This window comes from Pseudoalteromonas sp. Z9A5, assembly GCF_011378875.1.
In the GTDB taxonomy this organism is placed as follows: Bacteria; Pseudomonadota; Gammaproteobacteria; order Enterobacterales; family Alteromonadaceae; genus Pseudoalteromonas.
Window position 1 is genome coordinate 1 of record NZ_WTLC01000059.1, and the last position, 20,976, is coordinate 20,976.

Here is a 20,976-nt window from a genome sequence, read left to right on the forward strand (position 1 = left end):
TTTTGACTTAGCCCACTAGGTTACAAATCTCGCGCCGCGATTAAATAGCCCCTAGTTTGAACAAATTTTAATCCGCAAAGATCAACAGACCCTAGAGTTAACTTAGTTATTTCGAATTAAAAAACTTAGCTGTAAACGTAAAGATTTGTTATTTTAAACCCAATATAAAATAAGGCTTACAAACAACCATGATTGATTTAACCAATAAAAAAATAGTACTTGGCATTAGCGGTGGAATTGCAGCTTATAAGTGCGCAGAACTCGTTAGACGATTAAAAGACCATGGTTGTGAAGTTAAAGTAGTAATGACTGAATCAGCAAAACATTTTATAACGCCTTTAACCATGCAAGCAGTGAGTGGCGAAACAGTCTCTGACTCATTATTAGACCCTTCAGCTGAAGCTTCTATGGGGCATATTGAATTTGCTAAATGGGCTGACTTAATTTTAGTTGCGCCAGCTACTTGTAATATTATTGCTAAAATGGCTGCTGGTATTGCTGATGATTTACTAACAACGCTATTACTCGCTACGCCTGCAAAAGTAGCTGTAGCACCAGCAATGAACCAACAAATGTATGCACACCCTGCTACGCAAGCTAACTTAGCAACTCTAAAAGCACGTAACGTACTTATTTGGGGACCTGGTAAAGGCGAGCAAGCATGTGGAGATATAGGCGCAGGACGCATGTTAGAGCCTAATGAACTGGTTGAGTTATGCATTGCAAAAGAGCAACCACAATTACTTTTAGGTAAAACAATTACAATAACAGCAGGCCCAACACGTGAACCACTAGACCCGGTTCGTTTTATATCAAACCACAGTTCAGGAAAAATGGGTTATGCCCTTGCAGAGGCCGCTTTACTATTAGGTGCAAAGGTTAATTTAATTTCGGGTCCGGTTACTATTAAAGCCCCTACTGGCGTAAATTTAATAAATATTGAAAGCGCTGAGCAGCTATTAAATGAATCACTAACTTATGCACCACAATCAGATGCATTTATTGGTTGCGCCGCCGTTGCCGATTACCGCGCTGCAACTATTGCAACTCAAAAAATGAAAAAACAAGGCGACGAACTAACACTTACCTTAACTAAAAACCCTGATGTAATTGCAGCAATTGCTAATCTTGAGAAAAACCGCCCTTATACAGTTGGGTTTGCAGCCGAAACACAAAATGTAGAAAGCTACGCTAAAGGTAAACTTAAAAACAAAAACCTCGATATGATTTGCGCTAACGATGTATCGCAAAGCGGGTTAGGATTTAATTCAGATCAAAATGCTTTAACGCTTTATTGGCATAATGAGCAGCTAGAATTAACAGTAAGCAGTAAAACAGAAATTGCCCTAAAGGTGATCCAACAACTGGCTAAACATCTATAAAAGGCTGGAAACAAACTGAATAAAACATTAACATACGCCATTCATTTGAACAAAAAATGACTAGAGCTCTTAACTGTGCCACTAAGAAATAACTAATAAAAAAACTAATAGAAAGGAACGTTCATGCCTGCGACAAAAAAAAGTAATCGCAAAGAGCAAATACTGCAAGCACTCGCACAAATGTTAGAAACAAGCCCTGGACAGCGTATTACTACAGCTAAATTAGCTGCTGAAGTAGGTGTATCTGAGGCAGCGCTATACCGTCACTTTCCTAGTAAAGCACGTATGTTTGAAGGCTTAATTGAGTTTATTGAAGATACCCTTTTATCACGCATTAATCTTATTTTAGAAAACGAAAAAGAAAGCCAAACACGAGTTTATAATATTTTATTACTCCTTTTAACGTTTGCTGAAAAAAACCCAGGCATTACACGCATTTTAACAGGCGATGCATTGCAAGGTGAGCAAGGTCGTTTACGTGAGCGTGTACAAGGTTTATTTGAAAAGTTAGAAACCCAATTTAAACAAGTACTTCGTGAACGAAAACTACGTGAAGGTAAAAACTTTCAAAGTGACGAGCTTACCCTTGCCAACTTTTTACTCGCCTATGTTGAGGGTAAAATGAATCAATTTGTACGTAGCGACTTTAAAGCAAAGCCAAGTGTACAGTTTGAAAAGCAATGGCCAGAATTGCAAAAAATTTGGCTATAGTTTTTGTAAATAGCTGACCAAATTTATGAGTTAACCATACTAACAAAACGACCTTATGGTCGTTTTGTTGTCTCTGCACGTTACTTATCGCCCCTGCCTGCTACTTATCTGATCTAGTCGAAATATAAACAAAACTCGTTACAATAAATTAATGTTAAAAAACGAGAACCAATAATGAAAACAAAGCTCACCCTATTAAGCTCCGCGCTTATTGTTAGCTTAGCTAGCACTACAGTCTATGCAAAAGAAGCACTACAATTTAAAGATGTGTTTAGTTTTAAATCAGCTAAAAATACAGAACTATCTGATGATGGAAAAATTTTATCGCTCAGTGCAACGCCTTATCGTGGTAACGCAACTGGGCAAGTTTATTCATTAAGTAGCAACTCCCTAATTAGCGAAGTTGAGCGCGGCACCAAGCCACATATTAATAAAGCAGCAAACTGGGTTGCCTTTACGCAAGTACCTACCTTACTCGAAAAAGAAACAACCAAAAAAAAAGGCACACTCAAAAATAACTTAGTGCTCGTTAATACCCAATCAGGTGAACAACAAAGTTTTGTTGATGTAAAAGATTATAAATTATCAGATGACGGAACATGGCTTGCCTATCGCCTAAATAAAAAAGCTGACGAAGATAGCGATACAGAAACAGAAACAGAAACAGAAGATAAAGGCGATACTAAAAATAATAGTAAAAATGATAACGCCATAACACCTGATAAAAAAGACAAAGCCTACTCGCTCATTATCGTAAATTTAGCCGATAAGCGCAGCCATACAATAGAAAATGTATTTAGCTACGGCATAAGTGCAAGCAACGACCAATTACTCGTTAGCCAAACTTATACTGATGGCAATAACAATCAAATTGTACTTGTGAGCTTAAATGACTTTAAACACAGTGTACTTATCGATGAGCCAGGCGTTGTAGCAAGTAAAATTACATGGCATCCGACAAACGAAAGTGTCGTATTTACGCTGGGGAACTATGTTAATGACGACATGCGACGCCGTAACTACTCGTTGCAACTTTGGGAAAATGAGCAACTATCTACTATAGAGTCGCCAAATAAAGACTGGGTAATAGGTAAAACGGCATCTCTTGAATGGTCTGAAGATGGCGAGCGTTTATATTTTGAAAACCATCCAAAACTTGCCGCAAAAGTAAAAGCCAAAAAATATACCGACGAAACCTCACTATATGACTTTAACACCATACGCGAACATAAAGGTTTAGATGTGTGGCACAACAACGACGCGCAAATAAAGCCACGCGAAGAGCAACAATGGAACGACGTTAATAAAAACCGCCATTACAGCGCGGTGTATCACGTTAACTCGCAAAAAGTTGTACAACTTAGTACACCAAATATGCCAGAGGTTGCACTAAACCCTGAGCGAAATGTGTCTTTACTTGGCTCATCAAATATCCTCTACCTAGAAAAAATAATGTATGGCGGTTTTTTTGCTGATTACTTTGCAGTAAATATAAATACCGGTAAACAAACACCTATTATTAATGACTATCCGTTTAGACCGAGCCTTGCGCCTAATGGTGAATTTGCGGCTTATTTTAGTGACAGCCAAATACAACTAAAAGATTTAAAAAATAACAAAGTAACACCGCTCACCAAAGCGATTAAAGCAACCTTTGCTGATGATAAACACGACTACCCGTCTACCCAACCAGGCTATGGTTTTGCAGGTTGGATAACCGATAGCAGCCAAGTACTAGCCTACAGTAAATACGATATTTGGGCGTTTGATGTAAAAACGCAGCAAGCTAAACGCTTAACTAATGGCAAACAAAGTAATACGCAGTACCGTGTTATTAAACTTGATAAAACCCAAGTGGGCTTTAAAAAAGACGACACGTTACTTGTCTCTGCTATTAACTTACAAACCAAACAAAGCGAAGTTGCAAAGCTCAGCTTAACAACTAGCACAGTAACTAAAGTACTTAGCGGTAATAAGCGCTTTGATGTAGTTAAAAAAGCAAAAGCAGCTGATAAGTACGTGTTTACCTCACAAACTTATAGCCAATTTTCTGATTACTACCAAACAGATTTTAGTTTTAGTTCACCAAAACAAGTGACGACGCTAAACCCACAAATTAGTAATTTTGCATGGGGCGAAAAGCCAGAGCTAATAAGCTATAAAGGCTTTGACGGCGAAGACTTACAAGGCGTACTAATAAAACCAGCAGGCTATAAAAAAGGCGATAAAGTACCGGTTGTTGTGTATTTTTATCGTTATATGAGCCAGCGCATGTATGATTTCCCAACAATGGAATTAAACCATCGTCCTAACTTTCCTATGTTTACCTCAAATGGTTATGCGGTATTTTTACCTGATATTCGTTTTGAGATAGGTCATCCTGGTAAATCGTCAACGCAAACAATGATTAACGCCACTCAAAAGCTAATTGATTTAGGCATAGCTGATAAAAATAAAATTGGTTTGCAAGGTCACTCATGGGCGGGTTATCAAAGTGCGTTTATGATCACGCAAACAGATATGTTTAAAGCCGTTGTATCGGGAGCGCCAGTATCTAACATGACCAGTGCTTATAGCGGCATTCGATTAAAATCGGGGCTTGCGCGTCAATTTCAGTACGAAATGGGGCAAAGCCGTATTGGTAAAAACTTATTTGAAGCCCCAGAGCTTTATATAGAAAACTCACCGGTATTTTTTGCAGATAAAGTTAATACACCTATTTTAATAATGTCTGGCGATAAAGATGATGCAGTGCCTTGGCATGAAAGTGTGCAGTATTACTTAGCACTACGCCGTGCAGGAAAAGACGCCACGTTTTTACAATATGCAGGTGAACCACATCACTTGAAAAAATTCCCTAATCAGGTCGATTTTTCAATCCGTATGATGCAGTACTTTGATCATTACCTAAAAGGTAAGCCCGCTGCAAAATGGATGACAGAAGGCGAAGCATTCGTTAAAGAATAAAACGTTACTAAAAACAAAAAGCCGATATTGTTTTACAATATCGGCTTTTTTAAACTTAAATAGCTAATGTTCTACATTTTAGCTTTAAATTTTAACTTTATAGCTTTTCTAAAACAGCTTCTGCTCGGCTAACGACAAACTCTTTGTCTTGCTCTACAAATAAACCCGTTACTACATCGTTTTCGATGATCATTGCGTAACGAGCAGAACGAATGCCACCAAAGCCTGCTGTATCTTTATCAAGCCCTAATGCTTTAGCAAAACTAGCGTCACCATCGGCAAGCATTGAAATTTCTTGCGCATTTTGAGAATCACCCCATGCCTTCATTACAAACGCATCGTTTACCGATACACAGTAAATTGCATCAACGCCTTTTGCTTTGATTTTATCAGCAAGTGTAATAAATTCAGGTAAATGCGCATTTGAACAGGTTGGCGTAAACGCGCCTGGCACTGCGAATAACACAACTTTTTTACCTGCAAACAACTCATTATTAGTCAGTGTTTGCATACCGTCATCTGTTAATTGCGAAAGCGTTACAGCGGGTAGTGTTTGACCTTGTTCAATCATGATAAATCCTTAATAACATTGAATAATAAAAAGTGAAGCTACAGCATACAACTTCCACTGCATGGTTACGAGCAAAGATAAAGCGAGGTGTAAAACCTCACCTACAATAAACATCAAACCCAGCAACAAACACCAACCCCGTAGGTGCGAATTTACTTCGCGCTCATGGTTCATGTTCCATAGCTTCAATACAAAAAGCGAGGTGTAAAACCTCACCTACAAATAAAACACACGCCGAACCGAACAACATACACCAAACCCGTAGGTGCGAATTTACTTCGCGCTCATATAACCTGGCCTTAATGCAAATTCATATAAAAGCGAGGTGTAAACCTCATCTATAAAAAAGCAAAAGCGCGGTATAAACCGCGCTTTTATGATCAGTTAAAAAAGAACCCTCTTTTTAACTCACTGTATTTTTACTTCGTAAGCTGGCTCATATAGCTAGAAAACTCTTTACCTAACTTTGCATCGCGCATGCTGTATTCAACAATCGCTTTTAAGTACCCAAGCTTGTCGCCACAGTCATGCGAGCGTCCGCTCATATGAAACGCTTCAACGGTTTCTTGTGCCATTAGCGCATCAATAGCATCGGTTAATTGAATTTCATCACCTGCGCCTACCGGTGTTTTAGCCAGTAATGGCCAAATGTTTTTACTTAATACATAACGACCAACAACGGCTAAGTTAGAAGGTGCTAATTCAGTCGCTGGCTTTTCAACCATCGCTTTAATCGCAGCACTTTCACCTGCGTTAAGTTGCACGCCATTAATATCGGCAATACCGTATTTACTTACATCTTCTTGAGCTACTGGCTCAAGCATAATTTGGCTTGCTTGCGTTTCTTTAAAACGCTTGATCATTGCCGCTAAATTTTCGGTTTTTTGATCAGCTGTGTAAGCATCAAGAATTACGTCAGGTAGTAAAACCACAAAATCGTCGTCACCAACAATTGGTTTTGCACATAAAATTGCATGCCCTAACCCTTTTGCTTCACCTTGACGCACGCTCATTATTGTTACATCTGGTGGACAAATAGAACGTACTTCTTCAAGTAGTACGCGCTTAACACGTTTTTCAAGCGTCGCTTCAAGCTCAAAGCTCGTATCAAAATGGTTTTCAATCGCATTTTTAGAACTGTGCGTTACTAGCACAATATCTTTAACACCAGCTGCAACACATTCATTTACGATATATTGAATTAAAGGTTTATCAACTATTGGCAACATCTCTTTAGGAATTGCTTTAGTCATTGGAAGCATTCTCGTTCCTAAGCCTGCTACAGGTATTACAGCTTTCATGTTTATCCTTAATACTTAAAATTGATTTACTATAAATTTAACTTATCAGTTACCAGATAGATATAAGCTGAATAGATACAGAGTGTTTTTAAATATAGTAACTTTGTCATAGACTTTTAATTCTAGTTATTTTTTCTACACTTAACAATCTAAAAGAAGAAAGGGAAGAAAAGGTCAATGCAAATATATCATCACGGAGCTGTTAATGGTGTGACTGGCTCATGTCATGAGCTTGTTATTAACAAGCAAACATCAGTTCTCATTGATTGTGGTCTATTTCAAGGGGAGGATTCTAAAGCCGATTTATCGATTGAATTTGGTATAACAAACGTAAGTGCACTTATTGTTACTCATTGCCATATTGACCATGTTGGTCGCATTCCTTATTTATTAGCTGCAGGCTTTAAAGGACCTATTTTTACAAGTAAAGCATCAGCAAGTTTATTACCGCTAGTTATTGAGGATGCACTTAAAGTAGGTATAACTCGCGATCCCAACATTATAAATGCATGTTTAAGCTTACTTAAAAAAAGAATAAAGGCTATTGATTTTAAAACATGGTTTGATTTGCCATGTAAAGGTGAGCAAACCGCAAAGGCACGTTTTCAAAGAGCGGGTCATATATTAGGGTCGGCTTATGTTGAAATTGACATTACGCATGATAAAAATAAACATCGAGTGGTATTTTCAGGAGATTTGGGGGCACCCTATACACCACTCCTCCCTTCACCTAAGCCCCCCCTATAAAGCAGATACATTAGTTATAGAATCAACCTATGGCGATAAAAACCATCAAGGTCGTAAAGAGCGTACTCACACTTTAAAAAATGTAATTGAGGGTGCTGTTGCCGATAATGGAGTGGTATTAATAGCAAGAGCTACTTTACGAACTAGAGCAGTTAATACATAGCGCACCTAAAAATTCAAAATGGCACAATCTACACGTCATACTTGACTCCCCAATGGCTGCTAATTTCACCCGGCAATACAAACAGTTTAAACATTTATGGGATGAAGAAGCCAAGCGCAAAGTAGCAAAAGGTCGCCATCCACTCGATTTTAAAAACTTAACCACGATTGATACACATAAAGAGCACCAAGCCATTATCAATTACTTAAGCTCTAGGCAAACACCTGCGATAATTTTAGCGGCAAGTGGTATGTGCAGTGGCGGCAGAATCGTTAATTATCTTGAGCGATTTTTAAATGATAAAACCACCGATGTGCTCTTTGTAGGTTATCAAGGACGCGGTACATTAGGGCGTGAAATACAAAAATATGGTCCACGTAACGGCTATGTTTTTATAAACGATACTCGTATAACCATAAACGCAAAAATACATACCATTAGTGGCTATAGCGCCCATGCTGATCAAAACGGTTTAATTAAATTTGTAACGGGTATGCGAAAAAAACCTACACATATTAAAATTGTACATGGCGATCAAGATGCAAAAAATGCATTAGCGGATAAATACAAAACTCTACTAGGTAGTAAAGTATTAATAGAAATTGGAAAGGGATAAGTTAAAAAGCGAGGTGTAAAACCTCACCTACAAATAAAACATACACCGAACCGAACAACATACACCGAACCTGTAGGTGCGAATTTACTTCGCGCTCATGTCTTATATTGTGTGGCTTGAATTTTAAAAAGCGAGGTGTAAAACCTCACCTACAATAAACACCAGACCCAATAATAAACACCAACCCCGTAGGTGCGAACTTACTTCGCGCTCATGTCTTATATTGCGTGGCTTGAATTTTAAAAAAGCGAGGTATAAAACCTCACCTACAATAAACATCAAACCTAACAACATACGCCAAACCTGTAGGTGCGAATTTACATCAATCATGTAACGTGGCTTTAATATTTTAAAAGTAAAAAGCGAGGTATAAAACCTCACCTACAATAAACATCAAAACCCACAACATACGCCAAACCTGTAGGTGCGAATTTATTTCGCGCTCGTGTAACGTGGCTTTAATGCATACTTAATATAAAAAGCGAGGTGTAAAACCTCACCTACAACAAACACCAAATACCAAATACCAACTCCAATAATAAACACCAAACCTGTAGGTGCGACTTTACACGTACTCATGTAACCTGGCTTTAACGCAAATTTAATATAAAAAAGCGAGGTGTAAAACCTCACCTACAAATAAAACATACACCGAACCGAACAACATACACCGAACCTGTAGGTGCGAATTTACTTCGCGCTCATGCAACTTGGTTTAATATTTTGAAAGTAAAAAGCGAGGTGTAAAATCTCACCTACAAAACAATTTAAACACGAGGTTACTTTATAATACCGTTAAGTTTTAAGTAATCTACTATTTGTTCAACGCTTTGCTCTATTGTTTGTTGAGCTGTTTTAACATGTATTTCAGGAGTTGCTGGTACGTCGAATGCTGAGCTTATACCTGTAAAGTTAGGAATTTCACCTGCGCGCGCTTTTTTGTATAACCCTTTTGGATCGCGGCTTTCACAAACCTCAATCGGTGTATCTATAAACACTTCTAAAAATTCACCGTCAGTCATTATGCCTCGAGCTTGAGCTCGGTCTGCGGCAAATGGCGAAATAAAAGCAGTCGATACAATTAAACCCGCTTCAACAAACAATTTAGCCACTTCGCTAATACGGCGAATATTTTCAACGCGGTCTTCATCGCTAAAAGTAAGCCCTTTATTTAAGCCCATTCTAACATTATCGCCATCAAGTAAATAAGTATGGCAGCCTAGTTCAAATAACTTTGCTTCAACCGCATTCGCAATTGTTGATTTACCAGAACCACTTAGTCCTGTGTACCAAAGTAATACCGGCTTATGACCTTTATGCGCTTGTTTTTGATCTCGTGACACAGTTTGATCATGCCATACAATGTTTTCATCTTGTTTCATAGTTCTCACGTCAATTTTGATTCTAGGTTTTACCTTTTACTATTTAAAAGCACCTAGCTATTTATATTTAAAATGGAAAAAATATTGGTATGCATATTAAAACAACTAACGCATATACAACACTTACAGGTAAACCCACTTTTACAAAGTCTTTTAAACAGTAATTACCCGCATTAAACACCATTAAATTGGTTTGATAACCATAAGGGCTAATAAAGCTGCCACTCGCAGCAAAAGCCACCGTCATAACAAACGGCAATACATCAACACCAAAACCAAGCGCTATTGTGTACCCTATAGGAAACATTAACGCAGCGGCGGCATTGTTAGTTACAAACTCAGTCATTAACCACGTGGCTATATAAAGCAATATTAATGCTGTATATACGTAGCTTGGGTCGTTGTACTGACCAATAAACACACCCAAAGTGTCTACCACACCAGAGTTTACTAACGCATTAGAAAGTAAAATAGCCGACGATACCACCAGCCAAATATCAACCGGAAAACGCCTAACTAACTCACTTGCGGTTAAACTATGTGTAAACAACAAGCCACCTAGTAATAGCACTAACCCTTCGAGTAAATCTAACACACCCACAGCCGCTAGTATTATTGTAGAAATAAATCCACCAATCGATAACCAAGCACGCCAGCCGTTAATTCTCGACTCGGGTTCGACCCCCGAAAGAATTAAAAAGTTTTTAGTAATATTGGTTCTGCTTTTATAATCGCTACCAACAGCGAGTACTAAAAAGTCGCCAGAACGAATTACCACGTCTCCAAGTTTTCCCGAAACCTGATCGCCATCGCGCTTAATAGCAACAACCGCAGCATCAAACAACGCTCTAAAGCCAGTGGATTTTAATGTTTTGCCAACAATAATACTTTCTTGCCTAACAACAACTTCTGTTAAGTTACTATTTAGCCTACCGTTTTTTTCAGCAAAAATTTCTAAGCCAGAAAACTGCCCCAGTTGAAGTAGCTTTGTAATTTCACCACAAAATATCAGTCTATCAGCAGGTTGAATAACCTCCGATGGTGATACAGGGCTAATTAACCCACCTTTTCTGACTATTTCAACTAAAAACAACGACTCTAAATGACGCAAACCATTCGCCTCTACAGAGTTACCCACCAACTCCGAGTCATTTTTTACTTTAGCGTCAATAAAGTACCCTTCAGACGTCGCCTTTTTTTGCTCAATACTTGGCAGCATTCCACTACAAAAGTACATAACAATACCGCAAGTAATAACCAAAATAGAACCGATAACAGTAAAGGAGAAAAACGATAATGAACGCCCAGAAGCCTCAATATACATTGAGTTTACAATTAAATTAGTTGATGTACCTATTAGCGTTAAAGTGCCGCCTAAAATAGAGGCATACGATAAAGGTAATAATAATTTACTCGAAAAATGATGAGGGTTATTACGTATAGGAGATAATAAAGTTGCCACAACGGCTGTATTATTTAAAATTGACGAAAACAGTGTCGTAACACCAAAAAGCCTAAGCCATGTAGAGTGGTAATTACTTACAATTATTTTAGAGGCAATAACTCTTAATAGTCGGGTTTTTTCCAGTGCTAAAGAGCATAAAACAAGTAAAATTAAAGTCACAAGCCCAGGGTTTGCAATACTCGTCAAAAACTGTGTTTTAGTAACTAAACCACAGCCAATTAAGGCAATTAGCGTCCCACCAAAAACAGCAACGGGCCGGCTTTGCAAAACAACTAAACCTAAAACTGTTAGTGCAAAAATAAAAAGCGTTAAATAAGCATCTAATGGCATGATTAAAGTAGCCATCCTTAGTAAGGGAAAAAAAAGCGGGCTAAAAAGCCCGCCATGCTTAACATAGGTTGTTTAGCGAATTACTTTAGCATCCCAGTGAGGATAATGCTTACGTACTAATTCATTAAACTCAACTTCAAATGCAGAGTACTCACTTTTTGCGCTATTAGCTTTAGATTCTGATGGTTTACGTATCATACCCGCACCAACAGTTACGTTAGTAAAGCGGTCAATAATAATAAATGAACCTGTATTTCGGTTTACATCGTAAGCGTCAAACTGCACTGGTGCAGTTAATGCAAACTGACAATTACCAATTTCATTTAAGTTTAGCTGCGTAGCATCTTGCTTATCTAAAGTATTTACATCTACTTTATAATTAACTTGCTCTACATGTCCGTAAACAGATTTAGTGCCAACTTTAATTTCGTACTCGCGGTCAACTTTTAACGCTTCTTCGGTCATCCACACAACATCAGCTTCAAAACCACTAGCAGAATGAGGCTTTTGATGAGGACGAACTAGCATATCGCCGCGACTTACATCAATTTCATCTTCAAGCGTTAAGGTAATAGCCATGCCAGCAGTTGCTTTTTCAAGATTGCCGTCAAACGTTACAATAGACTTAACTTTACTTTCTTTACCAGAAGGTAGTGAAGCAACCGTATCACCAACGCGAATATCACCAGCGGCAACTGTGCCACTAAAGCCACGAAAATCTAAGTTAGGACGGTTAACATACTGAACTTGTAGTCTAAATGCATCGTTAGTTGCACGATCTATCGATACCGTATTAAGCAGCTTCATTAATGTAGAGCCAGGGTACCATGCCATTGCTTCACTTTCGTTTACAACGTTATCGCCGCGCAGCGCCGAAATTGGCACAAAGCGAATATCGTCAAACGATAGTTTTTTAGCAAACTCGCGGTAATCTTTCTTAATATCTTGATATACCGATTGCTCGTAACCAACTGCATCCATTTTATTAATAGCAATAACTACATTTTTAATTCCCAGCAAAGAACAAATATAGCTATGGCGACGTGTTTGTACTTGCACACCGTGGCGAGCATCAATCAAAATAATCGCTAAATCACACGTAGAGGCACCTGTTGCCATGTTACGAGTGTACTGCTCATGTCCTGGCGTATCTGCAATAATAAATTTGCGCTGCTCTGTAGCAAAGTAACGATAAGCCACGTCAATGGTAATACCTTGCTCACGCTCAGACTGTAAGCCATCAACTAATAATGCTAAATCGAAGTCGTTATCGGTAGTATTAAAACGTTTTGAATCTTTTTCGATAGCAGCCATCTGATCTTCAAAAATCATTTTGCTGTCGTAAAGTAAACGACCAATTAATGTAGATTTACCATCATCAACACTACCGCACGTTAAAATGCGTAGCATATCTTTGTTTTCATGAACTTTTAAATAAGCTTCAATATCAGAAGCAATTAGAGACGTATTTGTAGACATCTTAAAATCCTTAATCTTTCTACATCCAGCAATAAATGACTGGTAAAAAATTTAACTCAGTTAGCTAATAGCTAACTGTCATCTGCAATAGCTTAGAAGTAACCTTCCATTTTTTTCTTTTCCATAGAGCCTGCAGAATCATTATCAATTACACGGCCTTGGCGTTCAGATGTAGTACATAACAGCATTTCTTGAATAATTTCAGGTAATGTTGTTGCCACCGACTCAACTGCACCCGTTAATGGGTAACAACCAAGTGTTCTAAAACGCACCATTTTTTGCTGAACTTCTTCGCCTTCTTGAATTTCCATACGCTCATCATCAACCATGATTAGCGTACCATCACGCTCAACAACAGGGCGTTCTTTAGCAAAGTATAAAGATGGGATCTCAATACCTTCTAAATAAATATATTGCCAAATATCTAACTCAGTCCAGTTACTAAGTGGGAAAACACGGATACTTTCGCCTTTATCAACTTTACTATTATAAATATTCCATAACTCAGGGCGTTGATTCTTAGGATCCCAACGATGCTTAGAATCACGGAATGAATAAACACGCTCTTTAGCACGCGATTTTTCTTCGTCACGGCGAGCACCACCAAAGGCAGCATCAAAACCATGCATATCAAGTGCTTGCTTTAAACCTTCGGTTTTCATTATATCGGTATGCTTTGCACTACCATGAACAAATGGGCTAATACCCATTTCAACACCGCGTGGGTTTTTATGGACGATTAAATCAAAGTTATATTTTTCAGCTACTTGATCGCGAAATGCAATCATTTCTTTAAATTTCCATGTAGTGTCTACATGCATTAATGGAAATGGGATTTTTCCTGGGTAAAATGCTTTTCTTGCAAGATGTAATAACACCGAAGAATCTTTACCTACAGAATACAGCATTACTGGGTTACCAAACTCAGCAGCCACTTCACGCATTATATGAATCGATTCGGCTTCAAGCGCCTTTAAATGGGTCAACTTATCTTCATTCATAATGTTTATTTATATCCTAGATTCATTAAAGTTTTAGCTAAGTTATTAAATAAAAATAAATTCATTTAAGTTTACTTATCTAAATTAATTAAACTTTACAGCCAATGTAAATTTCTATAACGGTGAAAAATACAAGGTAATATTTATGCTATTGAAGGTAAGGATAGCGAATTAGTTGAACCAGTGACATTAACTTTTAGTTATGTCTAATTACTTTTAATACCAATGGTTTTTATAAGCACCAGTGCGCCCTAAAACACCGGCGTTGATATTTCTAGGTATAAAACCTAAACGTTGCCTTTTATTTGTTTGCATTACAGAGCTTAAAAAAAATCGGATAGCATAAAATAAGTAAGGTACTTTTTAATAAAGTGGCATATACCCGCAGCCACTCCGTAATAAAATATTTCTAAAATGATAGTACAATCTAATAGGTGCTCTACTTTATAAGTTACACATATAAATTTACTTATTGAGTTACCTAAACGATGAATCATCTCAACTTTTTAGCGGCAGCCATACAGATAAAAAATAAAAAACAACAAAGTAATGCCGCTTACAAATGCGACTGAAGCACCTTTTGCTGATGATAAACACGACTACCAGTCGAGCCAACCTAACTATGGTTTTGCCGGTTGGATAACCGAGGGCGAAGTATTTATTAAAGAAAAAGTTGCAAAAAAAAGCCGATATTATTTTACAATATCGGCTTTTTTAAACTTAAATTTAATGTTCTCATTTTAGCTTTGAATTTTGTGAGTTACCTTATAGCCAAACTCGTAGGTGCGAATTTATTTCGTGCTTGTGTAATTTGGCTTAAATATAAAAAAGCAAAAGCGAGGTGTAAAACCTCACCTACATCAATACATACACCCGACCCATACACCAAACCCGTAGGTGCGAATTTACTTCGCGCTCATGTAGCGTGGCTTTAATATTTAAAAAGCAAAAAACGAGGTGTAAAACCTCACCTACATCAATACATACACCCGACCCGTAGGTGCGAATTTATTTCGCGCTTGTGTAACTTAGCTTTAATATTTTAAAAGTAAAAAGCGAGGTGTAAAACCTCACCTACATCAATACATACACCCGACCCGTAGGTGCGAATTTACTTCGCGCTCATGTAGCGTGGTTTTAATATTTTAAAAGCAAAAAGCGAGGTATAAAACCTCACCTACAATAAACATAAAACCCGACACACGCCAAACCCGTAGGTGCGAATTTACTTCGCGCTTGTGTAACGTGGTTTTAATATTTTAAAAGCAAAAAGCGAGGTGTAAAACCTCACCTACAATAAACATCAAACCCAACAACATACGCCAAACCTGTAGGTGCGAATTTACTTCGCGCTTGTGTAACGTGGCTTTAATATTTTAAAAGCAAAAGCGAGGTATAAAACCTCACCTACAATAAAAATCAAGCCCAACAACATACGCCAAACTTGTAGGTGCGAATTTACTTCGCGCTTGTGTAGCTTGGTTTAATATTTAAAAAGCAAAGCGAGGTGTAAAACCTCACCTACAAAAACATCAAACCCAACAACATACGCCAAATCTGTATGTGCGAATTTACTTCGCGCTTGTGTAGCGTGGTTTTAATATTTAAAAAGCAAAGCGAGGTGTAAAACCTCACCTACAAAAACATCAAACCCAACAACATACGCCAAACCTGGAGGTGCGAATTTACTTCGCGCTTGTGTAGCTTGGTTTAATATTTAAAAAGCAAAGCGAGGTGTAAAACCTCACCTACAATTAATCACTGCCGAATAAATCACGTGTATATACTTTGTCTGCAATATCACTTAACTCATCAACCATGCGGTTTGATATAACTACATCAGATATTTGCTTAAATTCATCTAAGTTTTTAATCACACGCGAGTGATAAAATTCATTTTCTTCAAGCACCGGTTCAAAAACAACAACCTCAATACCTTTTGCTTTAATGCGCTTCATAATACCTTGGATAGCTGAAGCTCTAAAATTGTCTGAACCTGTTTTCATCACTAAACGATATACACCAACCACTTTTGGATTACGCTTAATAATAGAGTCAGCTATAAAGTCTTTACGAGTGGTATTAGCATCCACAATAGCACCAATAATATTATTAGGTACGTCTGCATAATTGGCGCGTAACTGCTTAGTATCTTTGGGTAAGCAGTAACCGCCATAACCAAAAGATGGATTATTATAATGATTACCAATTCGTGGGTCTAAGCTAACACCTTGGATGATTTGCTTACTATTAAGACCATGAGCTTCAGCGTAGCTGTCTAGCTCGTTAAAATACGCTACGCGCATTGCTAGGTAAGTATTTGAAAATAACTTAATTGCTTCGGCTTCAGTTGAGTCTGTAAACAAAACTTCAATATCTGCTTTTATAGCGCCTTGCTTAAGTAAGTTAGCAAACACGGTGGCGCGTTCACTTTGTTCACCAACAACAATACGTGACGGATGCAAGTTATCGTAAAGTGCTTTACCTTCACGTAAAAATTCAGGTGAAAATATTAAATTATTAATGCCTAACAGCTCTTTTATATCTTGGGTAAACCCTACTGGTACAGTCGATTTAATTACCATTACAGCATTTGGATTATGCTGTGTAGCTTCTTTAATAACAGCTTCTACCGACTTAGTATTAAAGTAATTATTTTCTACATCGTAATCAGTAGGTGTCGCAATTATTATAAAGTCAGCATTTTCGTATGCAGCTAATTTATTTGTAGTCGCGGTGAAATTTAAATCATCGCGCGACAAAAAAGCGCTAATTTCAGTATCAACAATAGGAGACTGTTTTTTATTTAAAAGCGCTATTTTCTGCTCGTCGATATCAAGTGCAACAACTTCATTATGTTGCGCTAATAACATAGCGTTAGAAAGACCAACATAACCCGTGCCTACTATTGTAATTTTCATATTAATCCTTTGAGGTTATTCATAACTAATGATTAATTCTACCAGAGCCACTGAACAATACGAATGGTTAATAGTTATAAACTTAAATGAGATCGTGCGGGGTTTTAGGTTCTGTAATGAATAAAAGTAGGTATTACTCGTTAACGCCAGCTATTTTTATAACGTTATTAGCACAACCTATAAATACGGGTTTACGATTGAATTAAATACAAAACCTGTAGGTGCGAATTTATTTCGCACTCATGTAACGTAGTTTTATGCAGCTTTAATGCAAACAAAGCGAGGTGTAAAACCTCACCTACAATAAACATCAAGCCCAACAACATACGCCAAACCTGTAGGTGCGAATTTACTTCGCGCTTGTGTAACGTGGCTTTAATATTTTAAAAGCAAAAGCGAGGTGCAAAACCTCACCTACAATAAACATCAAACCCAACACATATGCCAAATCTGTAGGTGCGAATTTACTTCGCGCTTGTGTAAAGTGGTTTTAATATTTTAAAAGCAAAAGCGAGGTGTAAAACCTCACCTACAAAACCTATAAAAGCGCTTTGATTGCCGTAGCTATATTTTCTGCTTGTGTTTGCGATGCTACAGAATCTGTAGACTCAACCATTACACGAATAAGTGGCTCTGTGCCCGACTTACGCAATAAAACACGACCGGTGTCAGCCAATATCGTTTCGGCTTCTATTACTGCCTGTTTTACTAAATCGGTGTTTAGTATTTCATTCGCATTATTTTTAGATAAACGAACATTTAAAAGCACTTGGGGTAGTTTTTGCATACCAGCAACATATTCATTTAACGATTCATTTTGTTGAATAAGTGCAGTTAAAACCAAAAGCGAAGCGACAATTCCATCACCTGTAGTTGCATAATCCAAATGTAAAATATGCCCCGAACCTTCACCACCTAACTTCCAGCCTGTATTTTTTAATTGCTCAACAACGTACCTATCACCTACTTTGGCGCGCTTAAACGGAATATCCATTTGCTTTAATGCTAACTCTAATCCTAAATTAGACATAAGCGTACCGACAACACCACCATCCATTTTACCTTGCAGCTTTGCTGACTTAGCCAAAATATAAAGTATTTGGTCGCCATCTATTATCGCACCAGTGCTGTCAACAAGCATAAGCCTATCGGCATCACCATCAAGCGCAATACCTAAGTCAGCATTATTGGCTAAAACGGCTTCTTGTAAGCTATCTAAATGAGTTGCGCCACATTGCTCATTAATATTTAAACCATTTGGCTTATCGTTAATACTAATAACTTCAGCACCCAACTCGGCATAAACATTTGGCGCTATATGGTAAGCAGCGCCGTTAGCGCTATCTACAACAATTTTTAAACCATCAAGCGTTAAATCTTTAGCAAATGTACCTTTGCAAAACTCAATGTACCGACCAGCGGCATCGTTAATACGCCTTGCTTTACCTAAAAGCTCAGAGCTTACACATTGCATCGCATTGTTGTTTAATGCTTGTTCTAGCAGGGCTTCAATTTCTAACTCTTGTTCGTCATTTAGCTTAGTACCAAAATTATTAAAAAACTTAATGCCGTTATCGTAATATGGGTTATGTGATGCGCTAATAACTACGCCAGCATCAGCCCTAAAGGTTGATGCTAAATAAGCAACCGCAGGGGTTGGCATAGGACCAACAAATGCAACATTAACACCCGCAGCAGAAAGCCCTGCTTCAATAGCTGACTCAAACATATAACCACTGTTGCGTGTATCTTTACCTATTAAAATTTCTTTTGTGCCGCTTGAAGCTAAAACAGTGCCTGCAGCCCAGCCTAATTTCATTGCAAAATCTGGAGTGATAGGAAAAGTCCCTACTTTACCTCTTACTCCATCGGTACCAAAATATTTGCGTGGCATAATTATTCCTTGATCAATTTAACGGGGCGTAATTTACGCACAATTAATATAGTTAATTGCATTATTTTAAAAATAACGCCGTAGTAAAAAAGCAAAAAGCGTGAATTAAACTCACGCTTTTCATTTATAAATTAGTAATATTGCGAGGTATAAAACCTTACCTACAATAAACATCAAACCCAACAACATAGGCCAAACCTGTAGGTGCGAATTTATTTCGCGCTTGTGCAACGTGGTTTTAATATTTAAAAAGCAAAAAGCGAGGTGTAAAACCTCACCTACAAAAAACATCAAAACCTACACATACACATACACCATATTCGTAGGTGCGAATTTACTTCGCGCTTGTGTAACGTGGTTTTAATATTTTAAAAGCAAAAAGCGAGGTGTAAAACCTCACCTACAATAAACATCAAACCCAACAACATACGCCAAACCTGTAGGTGCGAATTTACTTCGCGCTTGTGTAACGTGTTTTTAATATTTTAAAAGCAAAGCGAGGTGTAAAACCTCACCTACAATAAACATCAAACCCGACACATACGCCAAACCCTTAGGTGCCAATCTACTTCGCGCTTGTGTAACCTGGTTTTAATATTTTAAAAGCAAAAGCGAGGTGTAAAACCTCACCTACAAATAAAACATCAAACCCAACAACATACGATAAACCCGTAGGTGCGAATTTATTTCGCGCTCATATAACGTGGTTTTAATATTTAAAAAGCAAAGCGAGGTATAAACCTCACCTACAATAAATATCAAGCCCAACAACATACGCCAAACTTGTAGGTGCGAATTTACTTCGCGCTCATGTAACTTAGCTTTAATATTTTAAAAGTAAAAAGCGAGGTGTAAAACCTCACCTACAAAATAAACATAGAAAATAAAAAAGGCACCATAAGGGTGCCTTCTATGAATACTTAAACTTTAGTTTTGGTAAAATTCTTTATACCATTTAACTAATTGGCTCACACCCTGTTTAACATCAACTTGAGCTTTGTAACCTGTGATCTTAAATAAATCTTGTGTATCAGCAAAGGTTTTATAAACATCACCGGCCTGCATTTCACGAAAGTTCTTTTTAGCTTCAATACCGAGTTCAGTTTCAATAGCTTCTATAAACTTCATTAAATTAATTGGGCTTCCATGACCTATATTATAAACAGCGTACGGAGCTGAACTACTAGCAGGTGAGCCTGTTTCAACTCGCCAATCAGGATTTGCTGTAGGTATTACATCAGCGGCACGTACTACACCTTCAACAATATCATCTATGTAAGTAAAATCTCTCCACATATCACCATTATTATTTATATCAATAGTGTCGCCGGCAAGTATTTTTTTAGTAAAAATATATGGAGCCATATCTGGACGACCCCATGGTCCGTAAACGGTAAAAAAGCGTAACCCCGTCGTTGGTAAACTATATAAATGCGAATAGCTATGCGCCATAAGCTCATTCGCTTTTTTAGTAGCAGCGTAAAATGAAACGGGATGATCAACACTATCCGTTGTTTCAAATGGCGTTTTTTCGTTTAAACCATATACAGAACTAGACGATGCATAAACCAAATGCTTAACACTATTATTTCTACACCCTTCTAGCACATTTAAATGCCCAACTAAGTTAGAGTCAGCGTAAGCATCTGGGTTTTCTATCGAGTAACGTACACCAGCTTGAGCCGCTAAGTGTATTACTTTATCAAACTGATGAGTTTTAAATAGCTCACTCATTACTGGTCGTATTGCTATATCGAGCTTAATAAATGTAAAAGCTTCATGATTTTCAAATTGCGCTAAACGTGCTAATTTTAAATTTACATCGTAATAATCATTAAGGTTATCAATACCTACAACCTCATGCCCTGCTAATAACAATTTTTGACATGTGGCTGCACCTATAAAGCCTGCAGCGCCAGTTACCAAGTATTTCATATTTTTCCTTTAATAATAAAAGCGAGGTGTAAAACCTCACCTACATCAATACATACACCCAACCCGTAGGTGCGAATTTACTTCGCGCTCATGGCTCATGTAATGTGGCTT

Annotated in this window: 13 protein-coding genes and 1 pseudogene; 5 read left to right on the top strand and 9 right to left on the bottom strand. The window is 37.7% G+C overall.

Annotation, left to right across the window (positions count from 1 at the left end; genetic code table 11):
* Positions 1-188 precede the first annotated feature (188 nt).
* From coaBC to GQR56_RS19755, 3 genes are all read left to right on the top strand, one after another.
* Positions 189-1,382 (top strand): bifunctional phosphopantothenoylcysteine decarboxylase/phosphopantothenate--cysteine ligase CoaBC, encoded by a 1,194-nt coding sequence (coaBC, locus tag GQR56_RS19745; protein ID WP_166114775.1) that lies wholly within the window; start codon positions 189-191, stop codon positions 1,380-1,382.
* Positions 1,383-1,505: 123 nt separating this feature from the next.
* Positions 1,506-2,093: a nucleoid occlusion factor SlmA gene (slmA, locus tag GQR56_RS19750; protein ID WP_024611140.1), complete on the top strand. Its 588-nt coding sequence runs from the start codon at positions 1,506-1,508 to the stop codon at positions 2,091-2,093.
* 174 nt (positions 2,094-2,267) lie between these two features.
* Positions 2,268-5,060 carry a prolyl oligopeptidase family serine peptidase gene (locus tag GQR56_RS19755; protein ID WP_166114778.1) on the top strand — a complete coding sequence of 931 codons (2,793 nt, stop codon included), beginning with the start codon at positions 2,268-2,270 and terminating at the stop codon, positions 5,058-5,060.
* Positions 5,061-5,157: 97 nt separating this feature from the next.
* On the opposite strand, the gene GQR56_RS19760 is transcribed toward GQR56_RS19755, so the two are convergent.
* Both GQR56_RS19760 and galU read right to left on the bottom strand, forming a co-directional pair.
* Positions 5,158-5,631: a peroxiredoxin gene (locus GQR56_RS19760; RefSeq protein WP_024611142.1), complete on the bottom strand. Its 474-nt coding sequence runs from the start codon at positions 5,629-5,631 to the stop codon at positions 5,158-5,160.
* 419 nt (positions 5,632-6,050) lie between these two features.
* Positions 6,051-6,932, bottom strand: a complete 882-nt coding sequence (gene galU, locus GQR56_RS19765; protein ID WP_166114782.1) for a UTP--glucose-1-phosphate uridylyltransferase GalU — start codon at positions 6,930-6,932, stop codon at positions 6,051-6,053.
* A gap of 177 nt (positions 6,933-7,109) precedes the next feature.
* Between galU and GQR56_RS19770 the strand changes: the two are divergent.
* Positions 7,110-8,458: pseudogene (locus GQR56_RS19770) on the top strand (MBL fold metallo-hydrolase).
* A gap of 779 nt (positions 8,459-9,237) precedes the next feature.
* Here the strand turns inward: GQR56_RS19770 and cysC are convergent.
* From cysC to cysD, 4 genes are all read right to left on the bottom strand, one after another.
* Positions 9,238-9,840 (bottom strand): adenylyl-sulfate kinase, encoded by a 603-nt coding sequence (cysC, locus tag GQR56_RS19775; RefSeq protein ID WP_166114785.1) that lies wholly within the window; start codon positions 9,838-9,840, stop codon positions 9,238-9,240.
* A gap of 67 nt (positions 9,841-9,907) precedes the next feature.
* Positions 9,908-11,635: an SLC13 family permease gene (locus GQR56_RS19780; RefSeq protein WP_166114788.1), complete on the bottom strand. Its 1,728-nt coding sequence runs from the start codon at positions 11,633-11,635 to the stop codon at positions 9,908-9,910.
* A gap of 72 nt (positions 11,636-11,707) precedes the next feature.
* Positions 11,708-13,114, bottom strand: a complete 1,407-nt coding sequence (gene cysN / locus GQR56_RS19785) for a sulfate adenylyltransferase subunit CysN (protein ID WP_166114791.1) — start codon at positions 13,112-13,114, stop codon at positions 11,708-11,710.
* 92 nt (positions 13,115-13,206) lie between these two features.
* Complete coding sequence (gene cysD, locus GQR56_RS19790; protein ID WP_166114793.1) at positions 13,207-14,115, bottom strand: sulfate adenylyltransferase subunit CysD; 909 nt, start codon at positions 14,113-14,115, stop codon at positions 13,207-13,209.
* 549 nt (positions 14,116-14,664) lie between these two features.
* Here cysD and GQR56_RS19795 point away from each other — a divergent pair.
* Entirely contained in the window at positions 14,665-14,859 is a 195-nt protein-coding gene (locus GQR56_RS19795) for a hypothetical protein (protein ID WP_166114798.1), read from the top strand.
* 1,010 nt (positions 14,860-15,869) lie between these two features.
* On the opposite strand, the gene GQR56_RS19800 is transcribed toward GQR56_RS19795, so the two are convergent.
* The 3 genes from GQR56_RS19800 to GQR56_RS19810 form a co-directional block, all read right to left on the bottom strand.
* A complete protein-coding gene (locus tag GQR56_RS19800; protein ID WP_166114818.1) occupies positions 15,870-17,036 on the bottom strand; it encodes a nucleotide sugar dehydrogenase in 1,167 nt (388 codons plus the stop codon).
* Between the two features lie 538 nt (positions 17,037-17,574).
* Positions 17,575-18,930, bottom strand: a complete 1,356-nt coding sequence (gene glmM, locus GQR56_RS19805) for a phosphoglucosamine mutase (protein WP_166114821.1) — start codon at positions 18,928-18,930, stop codon at positions 17,575-17,577.
* A 927-nt stretch (positions 18,931-19,857) separates the two neighbouring features.
* On the bottom strand, positions 19,858-20,865 hold the full coding sequence (locus GQR56_RS19810; protein WP_166114824.1) for an NAD-dependent epimerase: 1,008 nt from the start codon (positions 20,863-20,865) through the stop codon (positions 19,858-19,860).
* Between the last annotated feature and the right edge of the window lie 111 nt (positions 20,866-20,976).

What these genes read in the sequence shown, in the direction of transcription:
- coaBC (WP_166114775.1), top strand. Translation starts at nt 189, where the DNA reads ATGATTGATTTAACCAATAAAAAAATAGTACTTGGCATTAGCGGTGGA.
- slmA (WP_024611140.1), top strand. Translation starts at nt 1,506, where the DNA reads ATGCCTGCGACAAAAAAAAGTAATCGCAAAGAGCAAATACTGCAAGCA.
- GQR56_RS19755 (WP_166114778.1), top strand. Translation starts at nt 2,268, where the DNA reads ATGAAAACAAAGCTCACCCTATTAAGCTCCGCGCTTATTGTTAGCTTA.
- GQR56_RS19760 (WP_024611142.1), bottom strand. Translation starts at nt 5,631, where the DNA reads ATGATTGAACAAGGTCAAACACTACCCGCTGTAACGCTTTCGCAATTA.
- galU (WP_166114782.1), bottom strand. Translation starts at nt 6,932, where the DNA reads ATGAAAGCTGTAATACCTGTAGCAGGCTTAGGAACGAGAATGCTTCCA.
- cysC (WP_166114785.1), bottom strand. Translation starts at nt 9,840, where the DNA reads ATGAAACAAGATGAAAACATTGTATGGCATGATCAAACTGTGTCACGA.
- GQR56_RS19780 (WP_166114788.1), bottom strand. Translation starts at nt 11,635, where the DNA reads ATGCCATTAGATGCTTATTTAACGCTTTTTATTTTTGCACTAACAGTT.
- cysN (WP_166114791.1), bottom strand. Translation starts at nt 13,114, where the DNA reads ATGTCTACAAATACGTCTCTAATTGCTTCTGATATTGAAGCTTATTTA.
- cysD (WP_166114793.1), bottom strand. Translation starts at nt 14,115, where the DNA reads ATGAATGAAGATAAGTTGACCCATTTAAAGGCGCTTGAAGCCGAATCG.
- GQR56_RS19795 (WP_166114798.1), top strand. Translation starts at nt 14,665, where the DNA reads ATGCCGCTTACAAATGCGACTGAAGCACCTTTTGCTGATGATAAACAC.
- GQR56_RS19800 (WP_166114818.1), bottom strand. Translation starts at nt 17,036, where the DNA reads ATGAAAATTACAATAGTAGGCACGGGTTATGTTGGTCTTTCTAACGCT.
- glmM (WP_166114821.1), bottom strand. Translation starts at nt 18,930, where the DNA reads ATGCCACGCAAATATTTTGGTACCGATGGAGTAAGAGGTAAAGTAGGG.
- GQR56_RS19810 (WP_166114824.1), bottom strand. Translation starts at nt 20,865, where the DNA reads ATGAAATACTTGGTAACTGGCGCTGCAGGCTTTATAGGTGCAGCCACA.